Below are 22697 nucleotides of genomic sequence, written 5' to 3' on the forward strand. Positions count from 1 at the left end.
GCGCCCGAACCCGCCGCGCCGCCTGCCGTGGCGGCCCCGCCCGCGCCGAATGCGAACCCGAACGCCGTCACCTACCAGGTGACCGGAAACCGCCAGCTCATCGACCTGGTGACGATCGTCTACACCGACGCCCAGGGCGCCCTGCAGACCGACATCAACGTGGCACTGCCCTGGACCAAGACCGTGGTGCTGAACCCGGGCGTGACGCTCAAGTCGGTGACCGCGACCAGCGTCGCCGGTCAGCTCAACTGCACGATCACCGACGCGTCGGGCGCGGTGCTGGTCTCGCAGGCCAACAACAGCATGATCACCACCTGCACGCAGTGACGCGGTTGGGCCTGGCGTCAGGCCAGGCCCAACTCCTGCATGCGGGCCTGGTGGGTGCTCTGCAACCGGCCGAAGAACTCGGCGAGCTGGGTCAGGCCCTCTCCGCTGGACATCACCAGGTCCACCAATTCGTCGTGATCGGCCAGCACGTACTGCGCCTGGGTGACCGCCTCACCGAGGAGGCGGCGCGCCCACAGCGCCAGCCGATGCCGCTGACGGTCGCTGGCGGTCACCGCCGCGCGCACCTCGGCCACCACGAACTGTGAGTGGCCGGTCTCGGACAGCACGGCCCGGACTACGCCCGCCACTTCCTCTGGCAACGCGTCGGCGATCTCCAGATAGAAGTCCGCGGCCAGCGCATCACCGATATAGGTCTTGACCAACGCCTCCAGCCACGTGCTCGGCGTGGTCATCCGGTGGTAGTTCTCCAACGCCGAGGCGTAGTTGGTCATCGCCGGAACGACGTCAACTCCCCTGCGCTCCAACGCATCCCGCAACAACTCGTAGTGGCCCATCTCGGCGGCGGCCATGCTCGCCATGTTGATCCGGCCGCGCAGATTCGGGGCCATGCGCGCCTCGTCGGTGAGCCGGTAGAACGCCGCGACCTCGCCGTAGGCGAGCACGGCGAACAACTCGTTGACTCCCGGATGATCCGCCTTCACGCCCGATTCGACCGGTTTGACGATCTCCTGTGCAGCAGGCTGAGGGGAATTCATGAGGTCAACTCTAGACGCCATCGGGACACCGTGATCGGCTGGCAAATCGGCCCAGATCCCGCGACCAGCTACAATGGCAATCGGTAACGGCTTCGAGCCGACTATTTCATCGCCTGAGCCGCTACCAGGAAATGTGCGTGCACGCAGTTGGCCCGCCCTGTGGAGCTGGGCCCAACGGATCGGCAGCGCCGAGAGATACGAACCGTATCCGGGTGAACCCGACCGTTTCACCGTCAGACTCGTGTGCGCTGGATGCCCATGAGGTTTGACAGTGAAAGGCCACCTCCACCCACCATGACTCATCTGAATAAAACGTTTGCCGAGCTCGGCGTGCGTGAAGAAATCGTTCGCGCTCTGGCCGAAAACGGCATCAACCACCCGTTTGCCATCCAAGAACTGACCCTCCCGCTGGCGCTGGCCGGCGACGATCTGATCGGCCAGGCCCGCACCGGTATGGGCAAGACCTACGCCTTCGGTGTCCCGCTTTTGCATCGCATCTCCACCGATGAAGCCCGCCCGCTCAACGGCACTCCCCGAGCCTTGATCGTGGTACCCACCCGTGAGCTGTGCATTCAGGTCTACGGCGACCTCGCTGGTGCGGCCAAGTACGTGACCACGGGCGACCGGAAATTCTCGGTGACCTCGATCTACGGTGGTCGTCCCTACGAGCCGCAGATCGAGGCACTGCGCAAGGGCGTCGACGTCGTCGTCGGCACGCCGGGCCGGCTGCTCGACCTGGCCCAGCAGGGCCACCTGCAGCTGGGCGGCCTGTCCGTGCTGGTGCTCGACGAGGCCGACGAGATGCTGGACCTCGGCTTCCTGCCCGACATCGAGCGCATCCTGCGACTGACACCCGACGACCGGCAGTCCATGTTGTTCTCGGCCACCATGCCGGACCCGATCATCACGCTGGCCCGCACCTTCATGAACCAGCCGACCCACATCCGGGCCGAGGCCCCGCATTCGGCGGCCACCCACGACACCACCGAGCAGTTCGCCTACCGGGCGCACGCGCTGGACAAGTCTGAGCTGGTGAGCCGGATCCTGCAGGCCGAGGGCCGCGGCGCCACGATGATCTTCACCCGCACCAAGCGCACCGCGCAGAAGGTGTCCGATGAACTCGCCGAGCGCGGGTTCAAGGTCGACGCCGTACACGGTGATCTGGGACAGGGTGCCCGCGAGAAGGCCCTTAAGTCGTTCCGCACCGGCGCCGTCGACGTGCTCGTCGCCACCGATGTGGCGGCCCGCGGCATCGACATCGACGACGTCACGCACGTCATCAATTACCAGTGCCCCGAGGACGAGCAGGCCTACGTGCACCGCATCGGGCGTACCGGCCGCGCGGGCAAGACCGGCGTGGCGATCACCCTGGTCGACTGGGACGAACTGGCCCGCTGGGAAATGATCGACAAGGCGCTGAACCTTGGCTGCCCCGATCCCGCGGAAACCTATTCCAGCTCACCGCACNACCGGGCATCCCGAGGGCACTGCGGCGCCGGCGCAGGACAGCGCCGATGCCGCACCGGTGACCGATGCGGACACCGCCGGTGAGGCCTCGACCAACGGGCGTCGCCGCCGCCGGCGTCGTCCCCGCAAGACCGAGACCGCGACAGCCGGCTGACCGGCGCTCGCCGAGTCGATGGTCAAACCCGAACGCCGCACCCGCGGCGACATGGCTGCCGCCGCGGCAATCGTCGCGATCGTCGCGCTGGCGGCGGGACTGATCTGGTGGACCAGTGATGCCCGGGCCACCATCAGTAGGCCTGCCGCCACGCCGGTTCCCTACCTGACGCCGGCCCGCGAGGTACCGGCCGGGCTGCAACAGCTGTGGGCCGTCGAAAGCCCCAAGACCACCCAGCCGGTGCTGGCCGGCGGGTCGGCGGTGACGGCCGACGGCTCCACCGTCAGCGGGCGTGATCCGGTCAGCGGTGCGGTGTTGTGGAGCTATGCCCGCGATCTCGAACTGTGCGGTGTGACCTCGGTGTACCAGTACGCCGTCGCGGTGTATCCCGACGTCCGCGGCTGTGGACAGGTCAGCACGATCGACGGCAGGTCCGGCAAGCGAGGACCCGCGCGCACCGCCTACGCCGATCCCGAGGTGCGGTTGTCCTCCGACGGCACGACCGTGCTCTCGGCCGGGGACAGCCGCCTCGAGCTGTGGCGCTCGGACATGGTCCGGATGCTGTCCTACGGCGCCCTGGACGCCCGCATCAAGCCGGGCGTACCTGCTTCACCGATCTGCCGGCAGCTGTCGGCGGCGGCGAGTTCCTCGGCCGTCTCTGTGCTCGAGTCCTGCCCGAAGAGCAAGTTCGTGCGGCTGACGCTGCTGCGCCCGGCCGACGAAGAAGACACCCCCGAAGTGCGCAACGTCGAACTGCAGGACATCACCGACGAGTCCGGCGCCCAGGTGGTCGCGGTGTCGGGTACGACCACCGCGGTATACCTGCCGACCCCGAAGCCGGCGCTGAACATCATCGACGAAACCGGAAAAACTCTGGCCAGCCTGCCGCTGGCCAAGCCTGCCGCACCGCAGTCGACCACCACCCGCGCCGGCGACCTGATCACCTGGTGGACGGGTGACTCGGTGCTGGTGTTCAGCACCACCGGAGGTTCGGGGCTGCGTTACAAGTTCACCATCAGCCCGTCGGGCCCGCATCTGCCTGTCGGACCGGCCACCGTGATGGCCGGCCACCTGCTGGTGCCGGTCAACGACGGCTACGACGTATTCGACCCGGAGAGCGGAACCGGACAGCGCCACATCGCCCTGCCGCGCACGCCCAGTGTGTCGCCCGTGGTGCCCGCGGTGGCCGGAGACACCCTGCTCGAACAACGCGGCACCCAGCTGGTCGCTCTGGGCGCCGCTTAGGGCCCAGGGTGACCGGGCGGGCCCGGGAGTCAGCCGATGTCGATCACGATCACGGTCGTGTTGTCGCTGCCGCCGGCCGCGTTGGCGACCTGCACCAGCCGCTGCGCCGCGTCGTCCGGTTCGGCACAGGTGGCCGCTGCGGCGACCTCGGCGTCGGCCGCACCCGCGAACAAGCCGTCACTGCTGATCAACAACCGGTCGCCGGGACGGCAGTCGAGGTCGAACAAGTCGGGCCGGATGATCGGGCCGATCCCCAGCGCCCGGGTCAACAGGTTGCGGTGCGGGTGGAACCGGGCCTCCTCACGGGTGATCTCACCGGCGGTCACCAGCTCCCCGGAGACACTGTGGTCATCGGTGAGCTGGCGCATGACACCGTCACGGATGCGGTTCAACGGGGAATCGCCGATGTTGATGGCCATCGGCCCGCCCTGGTCGTCGCCGAAGATCGCGACCAGTGTCAGGGTTGCTCCCGAACTCGTGCCCGACGCGCTGATGTGAGCGAAGACCTGCTCATTGGCCTGCTGCACCGCGCCGATCAGCCCACCACGATCCTGGGTGGCGGCGAATCCGGCGGCCAGCACCTCCAAGGCGATCCGGCTGGCGTGTTCACCGTCCGGCCCGAACCCGTCGGACACCGCGTACAGGATCCCGTCGGCCAGCACCGAATCCTGATTGCTCTCCCGCACCGGCCCCTGATCGGTGGCCGTCGCGGCCCGCAACACCGAAACCATGCCCGCGCCTACACGACCTCGGGCGCGAAGGTCGGCAGCTTCTTGCCCGATTTCCAGTGCTTGAGCAGCGCCTGGGCCAGCTCGCGGTACGCGATCCCGCCCTTGCTCTTGCGGCCGGCCAGCACCGAGGAGCCCGAAGCGCTGGCCTCGGCGAACCGGACGGTTCGCGGGATCGGCGGCGCCAGCACCGGCAGCTCGTAGCGGTCGGCGACGTCGAGCAACACGTCACGGCTGTGTGTGGTGCGCGAATCGTAGAGCGTGGGCAACGCACCCAGCAGGGACAGCTCGGGATTGGTGATCTGCTGCACGTCGGCGATCGTGCGCAGGAACTGGCCGACCCCGCGGTGCGCCAGGGTTTCGCACTGCAAGGGCACGATCACGTCGTTCGCGGCGGTCAGGCCGTTGAGGGTCAGCACCCCCAGCGACGGCGGACAGTCGATGATCACCACGTCGAAATCGGATTCCAGTTTGGCCAGGGCCCGTTTGAGCGCATACTCCCGCCCGGCGCGCATCAACAGCATGGCCTCGGAGCCGGCAAGGTCGATGTTGGCCGGCAGCAGCGTCATGCCCTCGGCCGTGTCGACCAGGGCGGCCCCCGGCTCGACATCGCCGAGCAACACCTCGTGCACCGATACCGGCAGCTTGTCCGGGTCGTGGCCAAGCGAAAACGTCAGACAGCCTTGCGGATCCAGATCCACCAGCAACACCCGGCGCCCCTGCTCGGACATTGCCGCCCCCAGCGACGCCACCGTCGTCGTCTTGGCTACCCCACCCTTTTGATTGGCGACCGCTAATACTCGCGTCACACCTTCATCCAAGCACGCTCCCGACGGCAGTGCCGGGACGTGCGGCAGAATCGCCGGTGTGAGCGACCGCCTGCACCGCCTGATCCTGCTGCGTCACGGCGAGACCGAGTGGTCGGCCAGCGGCAGGCACACGGGCCGCACCGAGTTGGAGCTCACCGATACCGGGCGCGAACAGGCCGGGCTCGCGCGGCCGGCCCTGGCCGAGCTGCAGTTGAACGACCCACTGGTGATCAGCAGCCCCCGGCGGCGGGCACTGGTCACCGCCGAACTGGCCGGCCTGCACGTCGACGAGGTCAACCCGGTACTCGCCGAATGGGATTATGGCGACTACGAGGGGCTGACCACCCCGCAGATCCGCCAGACCGTGCCCGATTGGCTGGTGTGGACCCACGGCTGCCCCGGCGGCGAGAGCGTGGCCGCGGTCGGTGAACGCGCCGATCGCGCCGTCGCGCTGGCACTGCGGCATCTGCCTGCCCGCGACGTGGTCTTCGTCGGGCACGGCCACTTCTCCCGCGCGGTTCTGACCCGCTGGGCCGAGCTGCCGGTGTCCGCGGGCATCCGGGTGTCAATGGTGCCCGCTTCGCTCGCGGTGTGTGGTTTCGAGCACGGCGTGCGCCAGATCATCGCGCTCGGGCTGACCGGTCACCCCAACCCCTGCCTGTCGCAGTGAACCCGTCGTTCGTGCTGGCCGGGCCGACCGGCGCCCTGTTGGCCCACGGGCTGCGCACCGGCTTCGCCGACGTCGCCGAGGCCAAGGCGGCGCTGCGAGCGGGAACGCCGATCGTGCTGGGCGCCTTACCTTTTGACCCGACGGCACCGGCCGCGTTGTACGAGCCCGAGTCGGTTCAGCGGGCCGAGGCACTGCCGGACTGGCCGCCCGCACCGCCCCCGGTGATAGCGCACCGCGAAACCCTGCCGCCGAGCCCGGTGCACCGCGAACGTGTTGCCGAGGCGATCCGGCGACTGCAAGATCCGCGGATCCCGATCGACAAGGTGGTGTTGGCCCGCGCCCTGCGGTTGACCGCGGACTCCCCGTGGGACGTGCGCACCGTGTTGCGCCGGCTGGCCGACGCCGACCCCGCGGCCACCGTCTACCTGGCCGATCTGTCCCCGGCGGGCGGCGACCACACCGGTGCCGCGCTGGTGGGGGCGAGTCCCGAATTGCTGGTGGCCCGCGACGGTGAGACGGTGATCTGTCAGCCGTTCGCCGGATCGGCCCCACGCTCGGCCGACCCGGAGATCGATGCGGCCAACGCCGCCGCACTGGCGGCCTCGGCGAAGAACCGCCACGAGCATCAGCTGGTGGTCGACATGTTGCGGCAAGCGCTGGATCCGTTGTGCGTGGACCTGCGGATCGCCGAATCCCCGGAGCTGCACGGCACCGACGCGCTGTGGCACCTGAGCACCCCCGTCGTCGGCCAGTTGCGCGAAAAGCAGACCACGGCAATCGATCTCGCACTCGCACTGCATCCCACCCCGGCGGTCGGCGGCGTTCCGACCGACCTCGCCGCGGCGTTGATCGGCGAGTTGGAGGGCGACCGCGGGTTCTATGCCGGGGCCGTCGGTTGGTGTGACAGCCGCGGCGACGGACGCTGGGTGGTGTCGATCCGCTGTGCGGTGCTGTCGGCAGATCGGCGCACGGCCCTGGCCAGTGCCGGCGGCGGTATTGTCGCCGAATCCGATCCTGATGACGAGGTCGACGAGACCACCACGAAATTCAAGACCATCCTGACGGGACTGGGGGCGATATGAGCGAGCTGATCCGCCGGGCACGGCCGGGCGACGAGGTCGAGATCACCGCGATGATCCGCGAGCTGGCCGAATTCGAACGGGCCGCGCACGAGTGCACCGTGACCGAAAAGCAGATGCACACAGCACTTTTCGGTGACCGCCCGGTGGCATATGCGCACATGGTGGAGGTCGACGGGCAGATCGCCGCGACCGCGGTGTGGTTCCTGAACTTCTCCACCTGGGACGGAGTGGCCGGCGTCTATCTGGAAGATCTCTACGTGCGTCCGGCCTTCCGGCGCCGAGGTCTGGCCCGGAAACTGTTGTCCACCTTGGCCGCCGAATGCGTCGAGCAGGGCTACACCCGGCTCACGTGGGCGGTGCTGAACTGGAACGTCAACGCCATCGCGCTGTACGACGCGGTCGGCGGCGAGCCCCAGACCGAGTGGACCACCTACCGGGTATCGGGCCCCGAACTCAGCGCGCTGGCCGCCGAGTTCGGAGATGCTGATTAGGTGCACTGGGATGCGGACCTGGCGAACGATTCTGGATCAACTGACCTCGCTCGGCGGACGCCGTGACGCGGGCGCCGAACGGTCACCGCAAGCCCGACTTCTGGACCAGGTTGCCTGGCTGGAATCTGCCGAGATTCTGGAGCCCGGTGAGGTGACCGACGACGAACTCATCGGGTGTGCCGAAGGTCTCGACGTGTTCGACAACGTGGACATGTGGGCGGTGATGTGGGTTCTGCGGGCGCTGGAAGGCAAGCGGGGCACACCGTTTCGCCGGCTCGCATTCTTCGACGACCAGTCCGAGACCACGTTCGATACGCCCTTCGAAGTGGTGTCCGAGTTCGCGCGCATCAGTGGATATCAAGGTCCGTTGCGCCAGCTCCGTCTCGACATGGGCGATGACTGCCCCGCCGGCACGCCAAACGGCCAGCCACCCAATGCGGTCATCGAGTTCGAGATGGGCGCTCAAAGGCACTCGCTGCCATTCGTCATGTACGGCAAGTACTCATCCCGCGATCTGATGATGCAGCTGGCACCCATATTCACCCCGTCCGGCAGCACCCGCCGCTTCTACGGTGGCCGGTTCCGCAAACAGCCGGACATCCATCCGGTCATCACCTACGCGAATCCGGAGAAAGTCGCAGACCTGAACGCAGCGATCTGGAGGAAACCGACTTTCCTCCGACTCAGCTGACACACAACGGTATCCACGGCCCGCCGCGTATCCCTACTAGTCGCGACTGGTGATCCAGTCCACCGCGGACGGGCTGAACAACAGGCCCAGGGTCACCAGCGCGAGCACCCCGACCAGCACGCCGTACACGACGTGGTGGGAGGTGATGACGTACCAGGCCACCGGGAGCAACAGCAGGTTGGTCAGCACCGCGATGCCACGGCCCCAGCGCCGTGCCGTGATCAGCGCCCAGCCGCCGGCGAGCACCCCGCCGCCGATGAGGACGAACCAGATCGCGGTGCCATAACCGCTGACGATCTGCTGGTCGGCACCGCCGATCGCGCGCACCAGCAGCACCACGGCCATGATCAGCGCGGCCGCCCCTTCGGCGGCGGTGAGAAAACCTGCGTAGCGGATCGCGGGAGGCTGTGTCACGACAGCCGCTCCGCCAGGTAGCGCACGGCGTACTCGTATCCGGCCGGTCCGGCCCCGGCGATGACCACCTGGGCGACGGCCGATACGTACGAGTGATGCCGGAACGACTCCCGGGTGTGGATGTTGCTCAGATGCACCTCGACCACGGGTAGGTCAACCGCACTGAGCGCGTCGCGAATCGCCACCGAGGTGTGGCTGTAGGCCGCGGGATTGATGATGATGCCGACGCAGTCCTGCCGGGCCGCCTGGATGGCATCGACCAGTTCACCCTCGTAGTTGCTCTGCACCGCGCGGACCTCGAAACCGTACCCGGCGGCGGTGTCGGCGACCTGCTGCTCGATCTGCGCCAGCGTCGTGGACCCGTAGATTTCGGGCTGCCGGGTACCGAGCATGTTGAGGTTCGGTCCGTTGACGAGCAGTAGACAGGGCTTTCCCGGGCGTGCGGTCACCTTCAGTACGGTACCGGCTGGTTTCACGGCGTCGAGATCGACGCGAGGGTTGTGGTCGGGCAGAATTCGCAACCCTGACGTCGATTTCGGCGTGGGCGACCGGCGGCGATAATTGACCGCGTGTCGAGCGACGAGCACTGCCCCTGCGGCACCGGACATCCCTACGCCGACTGCTGCGGGCCGCTGCACGCCGGCACACGGCCGGCCGCCACGGCCGTCGCCCTGATGCGGTCACGGTTCAGCGCGTTCTCCGTCGGCGACGTCGACTACCTGCTCACCTCCTGGCATCCCGACACCCGCCCCGCAGACCTGTCCCTCGACGAGACGATCGCGTGGCGCCGATTGCAGATCGTCGACACCAACGCCGGCGGCGAGGACGACCCCACCGGTGTCGTCGAGTTCCGCGCCCAGTACGTCCACGGCGGCACCCGCCACATCCTGCATGAACGCAGCCGTTTCGAGCGGGTTAAGGGCCGGTGGCGTTACCTCGACGGGGACATCTACAAATAACGGCAGGACACCTTCCCCGGTTAGGCTCATGCCCCGTGCGTGCCGTGCTGATCGTCAACCCGAACGCCACCTCCACGACCCCGGCGGGTCGTGACCTGCTGGCCCATGCGCTGGAAAGCCGGGTGACGCTGACCGTCGAACACACCAACCATCGAGGTCACGCCATCGAGATCGCGCGTGATGCCGCCCGCGACGGGGTGGACGTGCTGATCGTGCACGGCGGCGACGGCACGGTCAACGAGGTCGTCAACGGCGTGCTCGGCGAGTGCGGCACCCGACCCGACCCCAGCGTGGCGCCCGCGGTCGCCGTCGTGCCGGGCGGTTCGGCCAATGTGTTCGCCCGCGCGCTGGGCATCAGTCCCGATCCCATCGAGGCCACGAATCAACTCGTCGACCTGCTCGGCGGCTACCGGCTGGGACGCCCGTGGCGGCGCATCGGCCTGATGGACTGCGGTGAGCGCTGGGGGGTCTTCACCGCGGGCATGGGCGTCGACGGTGACGTGGTGGCGGCCGTGGAGGCTCAACGCGCCAAGGGACGCAAGGTCACCGCCTCGCGCTACATCCGGGTGGCGGTCCGCGAGATGCTGGCCAGCGCCCGCAAGGAGCCGACGCTGACGCTGCGGCTGCCGGGCGCCGAGCCGGTGACCGGGGTGCACTTCGCGTTCGTATCCAACTCCAGCCCCTGGACGTATGCGAACACCCGCCCGGTGTGGACCAACCCCGACACCACGTTCGACACCGGCCTTGGCGTGTTCGCCATCACGAGCATGAACATCTGGGCAAATCTGCGACTGGTCCGCCAGATGGTGGCCCGGAATCCGCGCCTGACGGCCAAGCATCTGATCCGTGAGGACGACCTGTCATCGGTCACCGTGACGAGCAACACGCCTGTCGCTTGCCAGATCGACGGAGATTACGTCGGCGAGCGCGAAATCATGACCTTCACGTCGGTCCCGGAGGCACTGTGCGTAGTCGCTCCGACGAAGAAAACTGATTGACCTGCGCAAACACACCGATCACGGTGGAATTAGGGCGCAGCTGTGTGTGAGTGTAGTACACATGAGTGAGGGGTCTGGTAACCGACCCCGCCAGTGACATTGCCCACGTGTTAACTCAATGCTATTGACATCTGTTCAGCCTGTGAAAGCATCGTTGCAACAGTGCAGAAACATTCGTGTGCACGCGTTAACAGCCGAAGAAAATCTGGTGCGCTTTGCCGCGCACAGATGAACTATGGAACAAGGAGTTTGATCTTATGGATTGGCGCCACAAGGCCGTCTGTCGCGACGAAGATCCGGAGCTGTTCTTCCCCGTGGGAAACAGCGGCCCGGCGCTTGCTCAGATCGCCGACGCGAAGCTGGTGTGCAACCGTTGCCCCGTGACCACTGAGTGCCTCACCTGGGCCTTGGACTCCGGCCAGGACGCCGGCGTGTGGGGCGGGATGAGCGAGGATGAGCGCCGCGCGCTCAAGCGTCGCAACGCCCGGACCAAGGCCCGCACCGGAGTCTGACCCTCGGTCAAGACCTCGACGCAAGCTATGGCCCCGACGAATGTCGGGGCCATAGCTTATTTATGGGGCAATTATCGATAGCAAATTGCGTAATTGTCGTCACAATCCGCATTGAATTGTCGGGTGGTACGGGCGTCCCACTTATCGGCGGTCAGCGGGCCGACCCGCCCGCCTCACTGGATCCCGCGGGCGCGCCGGCCGATCGGCACGCGCAGCACGACATCGGTCCCGCCCGACGCGACGTCGTGCATACCCAGCGACCCGTCCAGTTCCGCGGTGACCAGCGTCCGGACGATCTGCAAGCCCAACCGGTCGGACTTCTCCAGGCTGAACCCGTCGGGCACGCCGCGCCCGTCGTCGTGCACCACCACGTCGAGCCAGCGTGCGGATCGCTCGGCACGGATCGTCACGCAACCTTGCGACGTGTTGGCGTCGAAGGCGTGCTCGATGGCGTTCTGCACCAATTCGGTGATCACCATGATCAGCGCGGTCGCCCGGTCGGCGTCGAGCACGCCCAGTGCGCCCTCCCGGTTGATCCGGATCGGGGTGTCGACTGAGGCGACGTCGTTCATGATCGGCAAGATCCGGTCGATCACCTCGTCGAGGTTGACCTCTTCGTCGACCGACATCGACAACGCATCGTGCACGAGCGCGATCGAGGACACCCGGCGCACCGATTCGATCAGCGCCTCACGGGCCTCCAGATTGTTGGTGCGGCGCGCCTGCAGCCGCAGCAGGGCCGCGACCGTCTGCAGATTGTTCTTCACCCGGTGATGGATCTCCCGGATGGTGGCGTCCTTGCTCAGCAGCGCGCGGTCCCGCCGCTTCACCTCGGTGACGTCGCGGATGAGGACGGCAGCGCCGACTGCGGTGCCGTGCACCACCAGCGGCAGGGTCCGCAACAACACCGCCGCACCGCCCGCGTCGACCTCCATACGCATGCTGGACCCACCAGCCAGTGAATCGCGCACGTGGTTGGCCAGTTCCTGCGCCTCGAACGGGTCGGAGATCAACGGCCGGGTGACGGCCACCAGGTTGTGCCCGTCGAGTTCGGAGGCCAGGCCCATACGGTGATAGGCCGAGATCGCGTTGGGGCTGGCGAACACCACGTCGCCGACCTCGTCGAGGCGGATGAATCCGTCGCCCACCCGGGGGCTGGACCGCGACATCGCCAGATCCCCGACGTTGGGGAAGGTGCCCTCGGACAGCATGTGCAGCAGATCGCTGGCGCAGTCCAGATAGGCGCCCTCCAGCGGGCTGGCCATGCGGCGGGCCGCCAGCGCGGTCTGATGCGTCAGCACCGCCACCACGTGATCGCGGTGCCGTACCGGCACCGCTTCCACGTTGAGGCCGGGCAGGTCCGGCGAATGCCGTTGTGTGCCACCACTTCCCCGGCCGATCGCCCCGGATTCGAAGGCCGTGGTGACGACGGGCAGATCCGCGGCCGCGGCCAGCGTGCCGACCGAGTCCGCCAGCAACACGGTGGGTGCGGTGTTCGGGCGCACCTGCGCCACGCACACCAGCACGCCGTCGTCGCGGCGCACCCACATCAGATAGTCGGCGAACGAGAGGTCGGCCAGCAGTTGCCACTCCCCGACCACGGCATGCAGGTGGTCCACGGCGCTGCCGGGCAACACCGTGTGCTCGGCGAGCAGGTCACCGAGGGTGGACATCAGCCAACTTCTTTCCGCGCACGCGAGGAGCGAGAAGCTCCCGTGTCAGTCGATCACCGCGATGAGATCGCCGGCCTGGATCACGTCACCCTCGGCGACGTTGACCTTGGTGACGGTGCCCGCGACCTCGGCGAGCACCGGGATCTCCATCTTCATCGACTCGAGCAGCACCAGGGTGTCCCCCGCACCGATCTGATCGCCCTCGTGAACCACGACCTCGAGCACACTGGCCACGATTTCGGCGCGAACGTCCTCGGCCATTTTCACCCCACTTCACTACTGCTGCTAACCCGACTACTTCTGCGGCCTATATCGAACCACAAGCCGGGGTGGACAGCGCCGCCCCCGGGGCATGAGACACTAGGGAGCAAGAACTACACCATCTGGAGGATCATCATGGCCAAGCGTGGCCGCAAGAAGCGGGACCGCAAGCACTCGAAGGCGAACCACGGCAAGCGCCCCAACGCCGGTTCGAAGTCAGTGCGCTAGCCACTTTCGGCAGACTTGACCGCCCGACTCCCCTGGGAGATCGGGCGGTTTGTCGTATGGCCATTCGGGGCCGAAAGGCCCCGTCAGCCCCGGATGATCGTGGTTTGGCTGATCTGGATGCGCAGCCGCTCCCGCAGGCCCTCGGGGGCCTTCTCGCCACTGCACTTGGATGCGATGAGGCGCTTGACGCGCTCCTCTACCCCGTAATGGCGCAGGCAGGCCGGGCATTCCTCGAGGTGATGCTTGAGCTTGTCGCGGCTTTCCGGCGTGCATTCACCGTCGAGCAGCGTCCATACCTCGGCGATCACCGCAGCGCAGTCCGGGTGCTCGGGGTCGACGGGACCGATGGGCGGGGTCCAGCGCTCGTCGTCATCGTGCTTGTCACTCATGACGAGACCTCCTCCGGCTCACCAAGCTGCTGACCTCGGATGAAGCCGCGATCCCTGGCCACGTCGGCCAGGAGGTCGCGCAGCTGCTTGCGACCGCGGTGCAGACGGGACATCACCGTCCCGATGGGAGTATCCATGATCTCGGCGATCTCCTTGTAGGGGAAGCCCTCGACGTCGGCGTAGTACACCGCCATCCGGAATTCCTCGGGCAATGCCTGCAGCGCCGCCTTGATCTCGGTGTCGGGCAGGGCCTCCAGCGCCTCGACCTCTGCCGAACGCAGACCGGTCGAGGAATGCTCGGCATTGGATGCCAGCTGCCAGTCGGTGATCTCGTCGGTGGGGTACTCGGCGGGCTGACGCTGCTTCTTGCGGTAGCTGTTGATGTAGGTGTTGGTCAGGATGCGGTACAGCCACGCCTTGAGGTTCGTGCCCTCGCGGAACGACCGGAAGCCGGCGTAGGCCTTGACCATGGTTTCCTGCAACAGGTCCTCGGCATCGGCGGGGTTGCGTGTCATCCGCAGTGCGCCGCCGTACAGCTGGTCCAGCAGCGGGATCGCGTCGCGCTCGAAGCGCGCGGTCAGCTCGGCATCGGTCTCGGCAGTCGGCTGCGGCGTGTCAGGCTCGGCCTGCTCGACGTCAGTCATCGTGGGAAACACCTTCCCTTCTGTCGCGGCGCCACCAAGCGGTACGGAATACCACCGGGTATCCGCGGGCCGTTCCAGGCATACGGCTGGCACCAGAATCCTCCTTAACGATCCTAGAGCGTGCTACCGACAAGTAGCGCTGAGCAGGTGTCGAGAGCAATAACAGCATGCAGTGGCCCTGATGTTCCCCGCTACTCTGGGCCGATGGCACGTGCAGCCACCCCGGCCATCGCCGCCCTGGTCACCGCCGGTATCGACCATCGAGTCGTGCAGTATCACCACGACCCGCGCAACGACTCCTTCGGCGCAGAGGCGGTCGCGGAACTGGCCGCCGACGGTTTCGCCGCCGAGCAGGTGTTCAAGACGCTGGTCATCGCGCTGCCCAAGGGACTGGCGGTGGCGGTGCTTCCGGTACCCACCAAGTTGTCGCTCAAGGCCGCCGCGGCGGCCCTGGGAGTGCCCAAGGCCGAGATGGCCGACCCGGCCGCCGCGCAGCGCTCCAGCGGCTATGTGGTGGGTGGCATCTCCCCGCTCGGCCAGCGCAAGCCGCTGCCCACCGTCATAGACGAATCCGCGTTGGCGTTCGAGACGGTGCTGTGCAGCGCGGGCAAACGAGGCTGGGACATCGCCCTGGCCCCGGCGGATCTGATCCGGGCCACCGGCGCGGTGACCGCCGGCATCGCCGTGCCGGCCTGAGATCAGGGCCGGAGAATCCCGCCCCGCCGGCATGTCCCGATCGGAAACCTGCCGGTGTCCGAATCCGTGATTTACACCACGCCCGTGGCCCGCTTGCATGGATCCGAACGAGGAAGGCGGGTGCCCATGACGATCAGCGTGGCCGAGCGGGCGGAACTGGCCGCCGCGGTGCGGGACTTGTTGCACGACGAATGCACCGAGCAGGACGTACGACGGGTGATGGCCACCGACGACGGGTTCGATCGGGAGTTGTGGCGCAAGCTGGCCGCCCAGGGTGTCGCCGGCCTCGTCGTCGGCAGTGACTACGGCGGCGTCGGCCTCGGCGCGCTCGAACTCGAAGCGGTCGCCGAAGAGACGGGGGCCGCCCTGTTGCCTGCGCCGTTCCTGTCCAGCGCGGTGCTGGCCTCGGCGCTGATCGACGTGGCGGGCACCGAGGCCGACAAGCACCGGCTGCTGCCGAGCCTGGTGGCGGGAACCTCGGTGGCCACCGTCGCACTGACCGGCGCCCGCGGCACCTGGGCGCCCGAGGGCGTCGCGGTTCGCGCCACGCCGGAGAACGCCTCGGCGGGGCCGGATTACACGTTGAGCGGAAATGCGCACTACGTCCTACACGGGCAGGTCGCCGATGTCATCCTGGTGGTGGCCCGCATCGACGGGACCTTCGGGATCTTCCAGGTCGAAGCCGGCGCGGACGGGTTCGAGCGCACCGCCGCAACGGTTTTCGATCCGACCGTGCCGTTGTCGACCTACACGTTCGATGCCACCCCGGCCCAGCGGCTCGGCACCGCAGGCTGGGATGCGGTGCAACGGGCCCTCGACCTGGCGCTGGTCGCGCTGGCCGGGGAACAGGTCGGCGGGACCAGACGGATCTTCGACATCACCGTCGAATACCTCAAGACCCGAATCCAGTTCGGCAGGCCCATCGGCAGCTTCCAGGCCCTCAAGCACATGGCGGCCGATCTGCTCCTAAAAGTGGAATCGGCCACCTCGGCCGCCCAGCACGCGGCCGCCGAGTTGGCTGCAGGCAGCGAAAAGAGCAGTGGGGCAATCGCACTGGCCGGATTCACCTGCGCCGAGGCCTTCCACACGACCGCCATGTCGGCCATCCAGATGCACGGTGGTATCGGATTCACCTGGGAGCACCCGGCCCACCTGTTCCTGCGCCGGGCCCGAACCGGCCTGCAACTGTTCGGCGGCTCCGGGATGCACCGCGAGCGCTACCTCTCTTCGAAAGGCGCATGAAGATGACGGCCGACAACCTGCCCAGCGCCGATGAACTGCGCACCGAGGTGCGCGACTGGCTGACCGAGAACTGGACCGGGCTACCGAAATCCACCAATCCGTGGGTCAGTTCGCCCGAGCGCGTGGCATGGCTGCACAAGGTGCTCGACGCGGGCTATGCGGTGCCGACGTACCCGACCGAGTGGTTCGGCCGAGAGTACCCGAACTCCCTTGCGGCGGTGATCGAGCGGGAGTTCCGGGCGGTCAAGGCCCCCGGCGCGCGGCAGGACAAGTACAGCATCCCGGCCAACACCGCGCTGAAGTTCGGCACCGAACAGCTCAAGGGCGACCTGATGCGGAGCTTCCTCACCGAACAGATCCGCACCTGCCTGCTGTACAGCGAACCCGGGGCCGGATCCGACCTGGCCGCCGTGCGCACCACCGCGGTCCGGGACGGCGACGAGTGGGTGGTCAACGGCCAGAAGGTGTGGACATCGGGCGCGACCACGGCCGAGTACGCGCTGCTGATCGCGCGCACCGACTGGGATGTGCCCAAGCACAAGGGCTTGAGCTTCTTCATGATTCCGATGCGGCAGCCAGGCATCGAGGTGCGTCCGCTGGTGCAGATCACCGGCGAATCGCACTTCAACGAGGTGTTCATCACCGATGCCCGAGTATCCGACGCCTACCTGCTCGGCGGCGAGGGCAACGGGTGGAAGGTGTTGCAGACCGCGCTGGCCTACGAGCGGTCGATCATGGGTGACGCCGGCCGAGGCTCCCGCAACCGCACCCGCGCCGACGACCTCATCGGCCTGGCCCGCGAACACGGCCGGCTCGGGGATCCGGCGGTGCGCCGGGACCTGGCGAACGTGCTGGCACTGCGTGAACTCAACTCGCTCAACAACGCCCGGGCCAAGGCAGCTGCGGCACAAGGGACCTCCAGTTCGATCATGTCCTTGGGCAAGCTGGCCATGTCGAGCATCCTGCATGCCGAAGCACGACTCAAGACCGAGATCATCGGTGCCGAAGCACTTCTGGCCGGCCCCGACAATCCCGAGGCCGACGACATCAACTTTTTGACCCTCAACGCGTTCTTCACCTCGATCGGTGGCGGCACCGACCAGATCCAGCGCAACATCATCGGCGAACGAGTCCTCGGCCTGGCCAAGGAGCCCGAGGTCGACCGCGACATCCCGTTCCGTCAGGCACGCCGGAGCTGACGTCGATGAGCGACCCAGATCGATACGACCCGCCACTGTCCGGGGTTCGCGTGCTCGACCTGACGCGCGGCCCGATGGCCGCGGTGGGCCGGTTGCTGGCCGACCTCGGCGCCACCGTCACTCAGGTCCACCTGCCCGGTGTCACCGACGAGCCTCCCGCCGCGATCGGAACCGACACCGGGATCGAGCCGGACTCGGTGGCCTGCGCGATCAACCGGCGCGGGCTGGAGTCCGTCGTCATCGATCCGTCGGTCCCCGGCGGACACGACCGATGGGTCCAGTCGCTGGCCGGTGCCGACATCCTGATCGAGGGCACCCGGCCGGGGTCTCGCGCCGAAAAATCCTTGGCAATCAGCATGATTCACGCCGAGCACCCCGGGCTGGTCATCCTGTCGATCAGCGACTTCGGCCGTGACACCGACTACCGCGGCTGGCAGGCCACCACCCCGGTGCTGCACGCCCTGACCAGCGAGCTGTCCCGTTCCGGCATCCCCGGTCGCGCGCCCCTGGTACCACCGGCCGCGCAGCTCCCCTATCACGTGGCCGCCGCCCAGGCCGCGGTGATGACCGTCAGCGTCTACCTGGACCGGTTGCGCACGGGCGAAGGCGATCTCATCGACTTCTCCATACTCGACGGGGCCATGCAGACGCTCGACCCGCCGTACGGCACAGCGGGCACGGCCTCGGCCGGTGTCGCACTCAGCGCGCAACAACGCGACTGGGACGCCGAACGGCTGCGCTACCCGATCATCGCGTGCAAGGACGGGCACGTCCGGATCTGCCTGCTGGCAAAACGCCAGTGGCACGGCATGTTCGAGTGGATGGGTCGCCCGGAGCAGTTCACCGATCCGTCGTTCGACCGGCTACGGGTGCGGTTCAGCTCGCCGGAGCTGATGACCGCGATCGGGCAGTTCTGCGCCGGGCAGACCCGAGCCGAGTTGGAGGCCGCCGGCCAGCGGCACGGCGTCCCGACGGCGGCGGTGCTGACCCTGGCCGAAACCCTGGAAACCGCACAGGTCAAGAGCCGTTGGTTCTTTCACGAGGCGGAGCTGGCCCCCGGGGTCTCGGCACCGGTGCCGGCCGGCGTCATCGAGATCGACGGGCACCGAGCCGGCGCACTGGCACAGGCCGAACCGCACCGACGCCTCGATGTCGCCCCGGTGCTCGGGCGCCGCCAACGCCGCGACGAAGGCCTTCCGCTGGAAGGCGTGCGGGTGCTCGATCTGGGCGTGATCGTGGTCGGCTCCGACACCGGACGACTCTTCGGTGACCTCGGCGCCGAGGTGATCAAGATCGAGAACTCGGCGTTCCCGGACGGACTGCGCGGCAACCTGGCCTCGATGTCGCAGACCTACGCCGCCGGCCATCGCAACAAACGGTCGATCGGCATCGACCTGAGAACCGCGCAGGGCCGGGACCTGGCGCACCGGCTGGTGGCGTGCTCCGATGTGGTGCTGACCAATTTCAAACCAGGGGTGGCCGAGACGCTCGGGATGGACTACCGGACCTTGCGAGAGGTGAACCCGGGCATCGTGGTGGTCGACAGCTCGGCTTTCGGCCCCACCGGGCCATGGGCCAAGCGCATGGGATACGGCCCGTTGGTGCGCGCGGCGGCCGGCTTCACCGATCTGTGGGTCTACCCCGGTGAACCGGAGTCGTTCTGCGACACCGTCACCGTCTACCCCGATCACGTCGCGGCACGGATCGGCGCGCTCGGCGCGCTGGCGCTGTTGCTGCGCCGCGAACGCACGTCCTCCGGCGGTGCCGTCAGCGTCGCGCAATCGGAGGTCATGCTCAGCCACCTGGCGGCGGAGATCGCCGCGGACGTCCTGGTGCGCCGCGGGCATGCCGCATCGACCAGGCCCGCCCATGATGCGCCGTGGGGCCTGTTCCCGGCCGCCGGCGCCGACCGGTGGGTTGCGGTCACGGTGCGCGACGACGCCGACTGGCGCGCGTTGTGCGCGGTGATCGACCGCCCCGATCTGGCTGCCGACGAGCGCCTGGGCACCCGCAGCAGTCGGCACGCCCAGCGCGAACGCATCGATGAGGCGGTACGGGCCTGGACGTCCGCGCATCCGGCTCCGGAGGCGATGGGCCTCCTACAGGCGGCCGGGGTGCCGGCCGGGGCTGTCCTGAGCGCCACCGAGGTGGCCGACTGGGATTACTACGTGCAGCGCCGGGCCTTCCGTGAAGAACTGCATCCCCACGCCGACGAGCCGTTCACGATGGAGAACGTGCAGATCCACTCGGATCGCATCGCCGATCCCCCACTGCGGCAGGCACCGTTGCTCGGCGAGCAGACCCGCGAGATCGCCTCCGAGCTACTGGGTTTGGCCGATGCGGACATCGACGACCTGATCGCCGCCGGAGTGCTGGAGGTGCCACCGAGCGAGGCCCGACAACGGGCCGCCGGATCAGCACCGAACAGCCGCTGACCGCACGTCTCGTACCATTCGTGGGTCAGCCACCCTCGAATCGTCGGAATGACCGCATGGACTTCACCAGACTCAGGTACTTCGTGGCGGTCGCCGAGGAACTGCACTTCAAGCGGGCCGCCGACCGGCTGATGATCACACCGCCGCCGTTGAGCAAGCAGATCAAACTGCTGGAATCAGAACTCGGCGGGCAACTGTTCGAGCGCAACTACCACGAGGTCCGGCTGACCCCGCTGGGCGCCAAGTTGCTCGGGCCGGCCCGCGAAATCCTGCGCCAGGTCGACGATTTCAAGGCCGCCGCCAACCGGTTCGTCGAGGGCGCGGCCACGGTTCGGGTCGGTGCCACCGCCTATGCACCCTCCGATTTCGTGGCCCGGGTCGAGTCCGCCGTGGGCGATCTGCCGGTGCCGACCGAGTTCAGCGTCCCCGGGTCGGCGGCGGAAGTGACGGCCAAGCTCGTGTCCGGTCACCTCGACCTCGGTCTGATCCATCTCCCCACGTCCGACAAACGACTGCACTACCGGGTGGTGGCCACCTTCCAGGGTGCGGTGGCGGTCCGCTTCGACGACCCCCTGGCCGCGCGGGATCTGGTGTCGATCGAGGAACTGCGCGATCGCGACGTGGTCATCGACTTCGCCCGGCCCAATCCCGTCATGCTGGCCGGTCTGACCCGCGCCCTCAACGCACGCGGGGTGACGCGCATCGTGCGCACCACCAACCAGTTCGGTGGTGAGCTGGAGATGGCCGCCCAGGTGTTCAACCGCCACCTGGTCGCCGTCGTGCCCTACGCACCCGAATCACTGATCGGCAAGATCTTCTCGCCCCCGGAGTTCACCCTGGTTCCGATCGACGAGGGCACCTGGGCACCGGCCCGGATCGCGCTGGCCTGGGTCCCGGACCGGCTGAAGAACCCGGCGGAGATCGAAGCGCTGGTGGACCGGCTCGAGCCGGTGATCGCGCGCGGACGGGCGCAGTAGTGTGGTCACAGTGATGCCGATGATGGTCGCGAGCACGGCCTCGACAGTCGCCGCCCTGGCGGCCCTGCTCGGCACGTCCACCCCCGCACCGCAGATCCGGCTGGTCGACGACTCCGTCCCGATGCACCAGGGTGACGGCTCACTGCCCGACGGACAGGCCCTGACCCCGTTCGACGTGCAGGATCCGGCGATCGGCCGGTTGGATCCGCGGCTGCTGGCCGCCATCCAGAACGCCGCCACCGCGGCGGCCGCCGACGGCGTGACCATGACGATCAACTCCGGGTGGCGATCGGCCGAATTCCAGCAATCGCTGCTGGATCAGGCGGTGCAGACCTACGGCAGCCTCGCGGCGGCTCGCCAGTTCGTTCAGACGCCGACCGCATCCCGGCACGTCTCCGGCGAGGCCGTCGATGTCGGCGGCCCCGAGGCCGATCACTGGCTGATCGCCAACGGTGGGCGGTTCGGCCTGTGCCAGATCTACGCCAACGAACTGTGGCATTTCGAACTGGTGGCCGACCCGGCGGGCAACTGCCCGCCGTTGCAGCCGAACGCGGCCGGCTGACCTGTTCAGGCCTATTCGGTGACCGGCACCATGTCCGCGCCGCACGTGCACTTGTAGCTGCTTTCGGGGCCCTCGCAGTGGCACTCCGACTCGACGCGTATCCGGCACCCGCAGCCCTCGTGTGCACAAGTCAGCACGGTGCCTGCCGGGACGACACTCATGTCTCCTCCATCCTGTTTCAGCCGACTCCCATCGTCCTCCCCTCGACCGCGCTGACGCTGCGAAATCGATGCAAAACGGTCGGCCTATGGTGTCCCTATGACACTGTCCGGGAAGACCATGTTCATCTCCGGCGCCAGCCGCGGTATCGGCCTGGCGATCGCCAAGAAAGCCGCCGCCGACGGCGCCAACATCGCGCTGGTCGCCAAGACCGCCGAACCTCACCCCAAGCTCGAGGGCACCGTCTACACCGCGGCCAAGGAGATCGAGGAGGCGGGCGGCCAGGCCCTGCCCATCGTCGGTGACGTTCGCGACGGTGATTCGGTGGCCGAGGCCGTGGCCAAGGCCGTCGAGCAGTTCGGCGGCATCGACCTGTGCGTCAACAACGCCTCGGCCATCAACCTCGGGTCGATCGAGGAAGTGCCGCTCAAGCGCTTCGACCTGATGAACGGCATCCAGATCCGCGGCACCTACGCGGTGTCGCAGGCCTGCATCCCGCACATGAAGGGCCGCGAGAACCCGCACATCCTCACCCTCTCGCCGCCGATCCGGCTGGAGTCGGAGTGGCTCAAGCCGACTGCCTACATGATGGCTAAGTACGGAATGACGTTGTGCGCGTTGGGTATCGCCGAGGAGATGCGCGAAGCGGGTATCGCCTCCAACACGCTGTGGCCCCGTACCCTGGTGGCCACGGCCGCGGTGCAGAACCTGCTCGGCGGAGACGAGGCGATGGGCCGGGCCCGCAAGCCCGACGTGTATGCCGACGCGGCGTACACGATCTTCAACAAGCCGGCCCGCGAGTTCACCGGCCAGAGCCTGCTCTGCGAGGACGTGCTGCTCGCGAACGGGGTCACCGACCTGTCCGTGTACGACTGCGTGCCCGGCGCCGAACTCGGTGTCGACCTGTGGGTGGACACCCCCAACCCGCCCGGGTATGTCCAGCCGTAGTAGCCCAGCACCGCGAGCGTG

27 protein-coding genes and 1 pseudogene are annotated in these 22697 nt (G+C 67.8%); 18 read left to right on the forward strand and 10 right to left on the reverse strand.

All coding sequences use genetic code 11. The annotated features are described in order from the left end of the window. Window positions 1–327, forward strand: a 327-nt coding sequence (locus BN4332_RS29640) for an MmpS family transport accessory protein (protein WP_268811537.1), incomplete at its 5' end; no start/stop codon positions are given. Window positions 328–344: 17 nt separating this feature from the next. On the opposite strand, the gene BN4332_RS29645 is transcribed toward BN4332_RS29640, so the two are convergent. After that, window positions 345–1043 (reverse strand): ferritin-like fold-containing protein, encoded by a 699-nt coding sequence (locus BN4332_RS29645; protein WP_066903416.1) that lies wholly within the window; start codon window positions 1041–1043, stop codon window positions 345–347. A gap of 294 nt (window positions 1044–1337) precedes the next feature. Here BN4332_RS29645 and BN4332_RS29650 point away from each other — a divergent pair. Both BN4332_RS29650 and BN4332_RS29655 read left to right on the forward strand, forming a co-directional pair. After that, window positions 1338–2664 (forward strand): annotated as a pseudogene (locus BN4332_RS29650) (DEAD/DEAH box helicase). An 18-nt stretch (window positions 2665–2682) separates the two neighbouring features. After that, a complete protein-coding gene (locus tag BN4332_RS29655) occupies window positions 2683–3909 on the forward strand; it encodes an Rv3212 family protein (protein ID WP_066903418.1) in 1227 nt (408 codons plus the stop codon). A 29-nt stretch (window positions 3910–3938) separates the two neighbouring features. On the opposite strand, the gene BN4332_RS29660 is transcribed toward BN4332_RS29655, so the two are convergent. Together BN4332_RS29660 and BN4332_RS29665 are read right to left on the reverse strand one after the other, a co-directional pair. Further along, entirely contained in the window at window positions 3939–4640 is a 702-nt protein-coding gene (locus tag BN4332_RS29660) for a PP2C family protein-serine/threonine phosphatase (protein ID WP_066903420.1), read from the reverse strand. A gap of 8 nt (window positions 4641–4648) precedes the next feature. Further along, the gene (locus tag BN4332_RS29665) at window positions 4649–5446 is read right to left on the reverse strand and encodes a ParA family protein (RefSeq protein ID WP_074133227.1); all 798 of its coding nucleotides are present in this window, start codon (window positions 5444–5446) and stop codon (window positions 4649–4651) included. Between the two features lie 58 nt (window positions 5447–5504). Between BN4332_RS29665 and BN4332_RS29670 the strand changes: the two genes are divergently transcribed. Genes BN4332_RS29670 through BN4332_RS29685 form a run of 4 tightly spaced genes read left to right on the forward strand, consistent with a single transcriptional unit; the run spans window position 5505 to window position 8380 of the window. Continuing rightward, window positions 5505–6116, forward strand: coding sequence for an acid phosphatase (locus tag BN4332_RS29670; RefSeq protein WP_066903424.1), 612 nt, complete (start codon window positions 5505–5507; stop codon window positions 6114–6116). Beyond that, window positions 6113–7198 carry an isochorismate synthase gene (locus tag BN4332_RS29675; protein WP_066903426.1) on the forward strand — a complete coding sequence of 362 codons (1086 nt, stop codon included), beginning with the start codon at window positions 6113–6115 and terminating at the stop codon, window positions 7196–7198. Before BN4332_RS29670 ends, BN4332_RS29675 begins: the two co-directional genes overlap by 4 nt. Next, window positions 7195–7689: a GNAT family N-acetyltransferase gene (locus BN4332_RS29680; protein WP_066903428.1), complete on the forward strand. Its 495-nt coding sequence runs from the start codon at window positions 7195–7197 to the stop codon at window positions 7687–7689. Before BN4332_RS29675 ends, BN4332_RS29680 begins: the two co-directional genes overlap by 4 nt. Before the next feature lie 10 nt (window positions 7690–7699). After that, the gene (locus BN4332_RS29685; protein WP_066903430.1) at window positions 7700–8380 is read left to right on the forward strand and encodes a hypothetical protein; all 681 of its coding nucleotides are present in this window, start codon (window positions 7700–7702) and stop codon (window positions 8378–8380) included. Between the two features lie 36 nt (window positions 8381–8416). Here the strand turns inward: BN4332_RS29685 and BN4332_RS29690 are convergent, their stop codons facing one another. Together BN4332_RS29690 and aroQ are read right to left on the reverse strand one after the other, a co-directional pair. Next, window positions 8417–8794, reverse strand: coding sequence for a hypothetical protein (locus BN4332_RS29690; RefSeq protein WP_066903432.1), 378 nt, complete (start codon window positions 8792–8794; stop codon window positions 8417–8419). Next, a complete protein-coding gene (gene aroQ, locus BN4332_RS29695; protein ID WP_074133233.1) occupies window positions 8791–9243 on the reverse strand; it encodes a type II 3-dehydroquinate dehydratase in 453 nt (150 codons plus the stop codon). The genes BN4332_RS29690 and aroQ overlap by 4 nt, the downstream gene beginning before the upstream one ends. Window positions 9244–9363: 120 nt before the next feature. On the opposite strand from aroQ, the gene BN4332_RS29700 reads away from it, so the two are divergent. The 3 genes from BN4332_RS29700 to whiB1 all read left to right on the forward strand — a co-directional run bounded on the left by BN4332_RS29700 (window position 9364) and on the right by whiB1 (window position 11263). Beyond that, on the forward strand, window positions 9364–9753 hold the full coding sequence (locus BN4332_RS29700; protein ID WP_066903434.1) for a YchJ family protein: 390 nt from the start codon (window positions 9364–9366) through the stop codon (window positions 9751–9753). Window positions 9754–9788: 35 nt separating this feature from the next. Beyond that, on the forward strand, window positions 9789–10751 hold the full coding sequence (locus BN4332_RS29705; protein ID WP_066903436.1) for a diacylglycerol/lipid kinase family protein: 963 nt from the start codon (window positions 9789–9791) through the stop codon (window positions 10749–10751). Between the two features lie 257 nt (window positions 10752–11008). Next, window positions 11009–11263: a transcriptional regulator WhiB1 gene (gene whiB1 / locus BN4332_RS29710; RefSeq protein WP_003882795.1), complete on the forward strand. Its 255-nt coding sequence runs from the start codon at window positions 11009–11011 to the stop codon at window positions 11261–11263. 173 nt (window positions 11264–11436) lie between these two features. Here the strand turns inward: whiB1 and BN4332_RS29715 are convergent, their stop codons facing one another. After that, a complete protein-coding gene (locus BN4332_RS29715) occupies window positions 11437–12936 on the reverse strand; it encodes a two-component system sensor histidine kinase PdtaS (RefSeq protein WP_066903437.1) in 1500 nt (499 codons plus the stop codon). A gap of 45 nt (window positions 12937–12981) precedes the next feature. Beyond that, the gene (locus BN4332_RS29720) at window positions 12982–13197 is read right to left on the reverse strand and encodes a biotin/lipoyl-binding carrier protein (protein ID WP_003882798.1); all 216 of its coding nucleotides are present in this window, start codon (window positions 13195–13197) and stop codon (window positions 12982–12984) included. Between the two features lie 135 nt (window positions 13198–13332). Here BN4332_RS29720 and BN4332_RS35690 point away from each other — a divergent pair, with 135 nt between their 5' ends. Continuing rightward, window positions 13333–13425: a 50S ribosomal protein bL37 gene (locus BN4332_RS35690; RefSeq protein ID WP_003882799.1), complete on the forward strand. Its 93-nt coding sequence runs from the start codon at window positions 13333–13335 to the stop codon at window positions 13423–13425. An 83-nt stretch (window positions 13426–13508) separates the two neighbouring features. Here the strand turns inward: BN4332_RS35690 and rsrA are convergent, their stop codons facing one another. Together rsrA and BN4332_RS29735 are read right to left on the reverse strand one after the other, a co-directional pair. Next, window positions 13509–13814, reverse strand: a complete 306-nt coding sequence (gene rsrA, locus BN4332_RS29730; RefSeq protein WP_066903438.1) for a mycothiol system anti-sigma-R factor — start codon at window positions 13812–13814, stop codon at window positions 13509–13511. Next, entirely contained in the window at window positions 13811–14458 is a 648-nt protein-coding gene (locus BN4332_RS29735; protein WP_066903440.1) for a sigma-70 family RNA polymerase sigma factor, read from the reverse strand. The genes rsrA and BN4332_RS29735 overlap by 4 nt, the downstream gene beginning before the upstream one ends. Window positions 14459–14662: 204 nt before the next feature. Here BN4332_RS29735 and ybaK point away from each other — a divergent pair, with 204 nt between their 5' ends. The 6 genes from ybaK (at window position 14663) to BN4332_RS29765 (ending at window position 21569) form a co-directional block, all read left to right on the forward strand. Further along, window positions 14663–15154 (forward strand): Cys-tRNA(Pro) deacylase, encoded by a 492-nt coding sequence (gene ybaK, locus BN4332_RS29740; RefSeq protein WP_066903442.1) that lies wholly within the window; start codon window positions 14663–14665, stop codon window positions 15152–15154. 126 nt (window positions 15155–15280) lie between these two features. Further along, a complete protein-coding gene (locus tag BN4332_RS29745) occupies window positions 15281–16396 on the forward strand; it encodes an acyl-CoA dehydrogenase family protein (RefSeq protein ID WP_066903444.1) in 1116 nt (371 codons plus the stop codon). Between the two features lie 2 nt (window positions 16397–16398). After that, window positions 16399–17595 carry an acyl-CoA dehydrogenase family protein gene (locus tag BN4332_RS29750; protein WP_066903586.1) on the forward strand — a complete coding sequence of 399 codons (1197 nt, stop codon included), beginning with the start codon at window positions 16399–16401 and terminating at the stop codon, window positions 17593–17595. Between the two features lie 5 nt (window positions 17596–17600). Further along, complete coding sequence (locus BN4332_RS29755; RefSeq protein ID WP_066903446.1) at window positions 17601–20030, forward strand: CaiB/BaiF CoA-transferase family protein; 2430 nt, start codon at window positions 17601–17603, stop codon at window positions 20028–20030. A gap of 56 nt (window positions 20031–20086) precedes the next feature. Next, entirely contained in the window at window positions 20087–21007 is a 921-nt protein-coding gene (locus tag BN4332_RS29760) for a LysR family transcriptional regulator (protein WP_066903448.1), read from the forward strand. A gap of 19 nt (window positions 21008–21026) precedes the next feature. Then, complete coding sequence (locus tag BN4332_RS29765; protein ID WP_435405215.1) at window positions 21027–21569, forward strand: M15 family metallopeptidase; 543 nt, start codon at window positions 21027–21029, stop codon at window positions 21567–21569. A gap of 11 nt (window positions 21570–21580) precedes the next feature. On the opposite strand, the gene mymT is transcribed toward BN4332_RS29765, so the two are convergent. Continuing rightward, a complete protein-coding gene (gene mymT / locus BN4332_RS29770; protein ID WP_074133229.1) occupies window positions 21581–21730 on the reverse strand; it encodes a copper-binding metallothionein MymT in 150 nt (49 codons plus the stop codon). A gap of 97 nt (window positions 21731–21827) precedes the next feature. Here mymT and BN4332_RS29775 point away from each other — a divergent pair, with 97 nt between their 5' ends. Beyond that, window positions 21828–22676, forward strand: coding sequence for an SDR family oxidoreductase (locus tag BN4332_RS29775; protein ID WP_066903453.1), 849 nt, complete (start codon window positions 21828–21830; stop codon window positions 22674–22676). The last annotated feature ends 21 nt before the right edge of the window (window positions 22677–22697 follow it).

The sequence above is a fragment of the Mycolicibacterium houstonense genome, from assembly GCF_900078665.2.
In the GTDB taxonomy this organism is placed as follows: Bacteria; Actinomycetota; Actinomycetes; order Mycobacteriales; family Mycobacteriaceae; genus Mycobacterium; species Mycobacterium houstonense.

What these genes read in the sequence shown, in the direction of transcription:
- BN4332_RS29720 (WP_003882798.1), bottom strand. Translation starts at nt 13,197, where the DNA reads ATGGCCGAGGACGTTCGCGCCGAAATCGTGGCCAGTGTGCTCGAGGTC.
- BN4332_RS29645 (WP_066903416.1), bottom strand. Translation starts at nt 1,043, where the DNA reads ATGAATTCCCCTCAGCCTGCTGCACAGGAGATCGTCAAACCGGTCGAA.
- BN4332_RS29760 (WP_066903448.1), top strand. Translation starts at nt 20,087, where the DNA reads ATGGACTTCACCAGACTCAGGTACTTCGTGGCGGTCGCCGAGGAACTG.
- BN4332_RS35690 (WP_003882799.1), top strand. Translation starts at nt 13,333, where the DNA reads ATGGCCAAGCGTGGCCGCAAGAAGCGGGACCGCAAGCACTCGAAGGCG.
- BN4332_RS29685 (WP_066903430.1), top strand. Translation starts at nt 7,700, where the DNA reads ATGCGGACCTGGCGAACGATTCTGGATCAACTGACCTCGCTCGGCGGA.
- rsrA (WP_066903438.1), bottom strand. Translation starts at nt 13,814, where the DNA reads ATGAGTGACAAGCACGATGACGACGAGCGCTGGACCCCGCCCATCGGT.
- BN4332_RS29765 (WP_435405215.1), top strand. Translation starts at nt 21,027, where the DNA reads ATGATGGTCGCGAGCACGGCCTCGACAGTCGCCGCCCTGGCGGCCCTG.
- BN4332_RS29660 (WP_066903420.1), bottom strand. Translation starts at nt 4,640, where the DNA reads ATGGTTTCGGTGTTGCGGGCCGCGACGGCCACCGATCAGGGGCCGGTG.
- BN4332_RS29680 (WP_066903428.1), top strand. Translation starts at nt 7,195, where the DNA reads ATGAGCGAGCTGATCCGCCGGGCACGGCCGGGCGACGAGGTCGAGATC.
- BN4332_RS29775 (WP_066903453.1), top strand. Translation starts at nt 21,828, where the DNA reads ATGACACTGTCCGGGAAGACCATGTTCATCTCCGGCGCCAGCCGCGGT.
- BN4332_RS29735 (WP_066903440.1), bottom strand. Translation starts at nt 14,458, where the DNA reads ATGACTGACGTCGAGCAGGCCGAGCCTGACACGCCGCAGCCGACTGCC.
- mymT (WP_074133229.1), bottom strand. Translation starts at nt 21,730, where the DNA reads ATGAGTGTCGTCCCGGCAGGCACCGTGCTGACTTGTGCACACGAGGGC.
- BN4332_RS29715 (WP_066903437.1), bottom strand. Translation starts at nt 12,936, where the DNA reads ATGTCCACCCTCGGTGACCTGCTCGCCGAGCACACGGTGTTGCCCGGC.
- BN4332_RS29655 (WP_066903418.1), top strand. Translation starts at nt 2,683, where the DNA reads ATGGTCAAACCCGAACGCCGCACCCGCGGCGACATGGCTGCCGCCGCG.
- ybaK (WP_066903442.1), top strand. Translation starts at nt 14,663, where the DNA reads ATGGCACGTGCAGCCACCCCGGCCATCGCCGCCCTGGTCACCGCCGGT.
- BN4332_RS29745 (WP_066903444.1), top strand. Translation starts at nt 15,281, where the DNA reads ATGACGATCAGCGTGGCCGAGCGGGCGGAACTGGCCGCCGCGGTGCGG.
- whiB1 (WP_003882795.1), top strand. Translation starts at nt 11,009, where the DNA reads ATGGATTGGCGCCACAAGGCCGTCTGTCGCGACGAAGATCCGGAGCTG.
- BN4332_RS29750 (WP_066903586.1), top strand. Translation starts at nt 16,399, where the DNA reads ATGACGGCCGACAACCTGCCCAGCGCCGATGAACTGCGCACCGAGGTG.
- BN4332_RS29755 (WP_066903446.1), top strand. Translation starts at nt 17,601, where the DNA reads ATGAGCGACCCAGATCGATACGACCCGCCACTGTCCGGGGTTCGCGTG.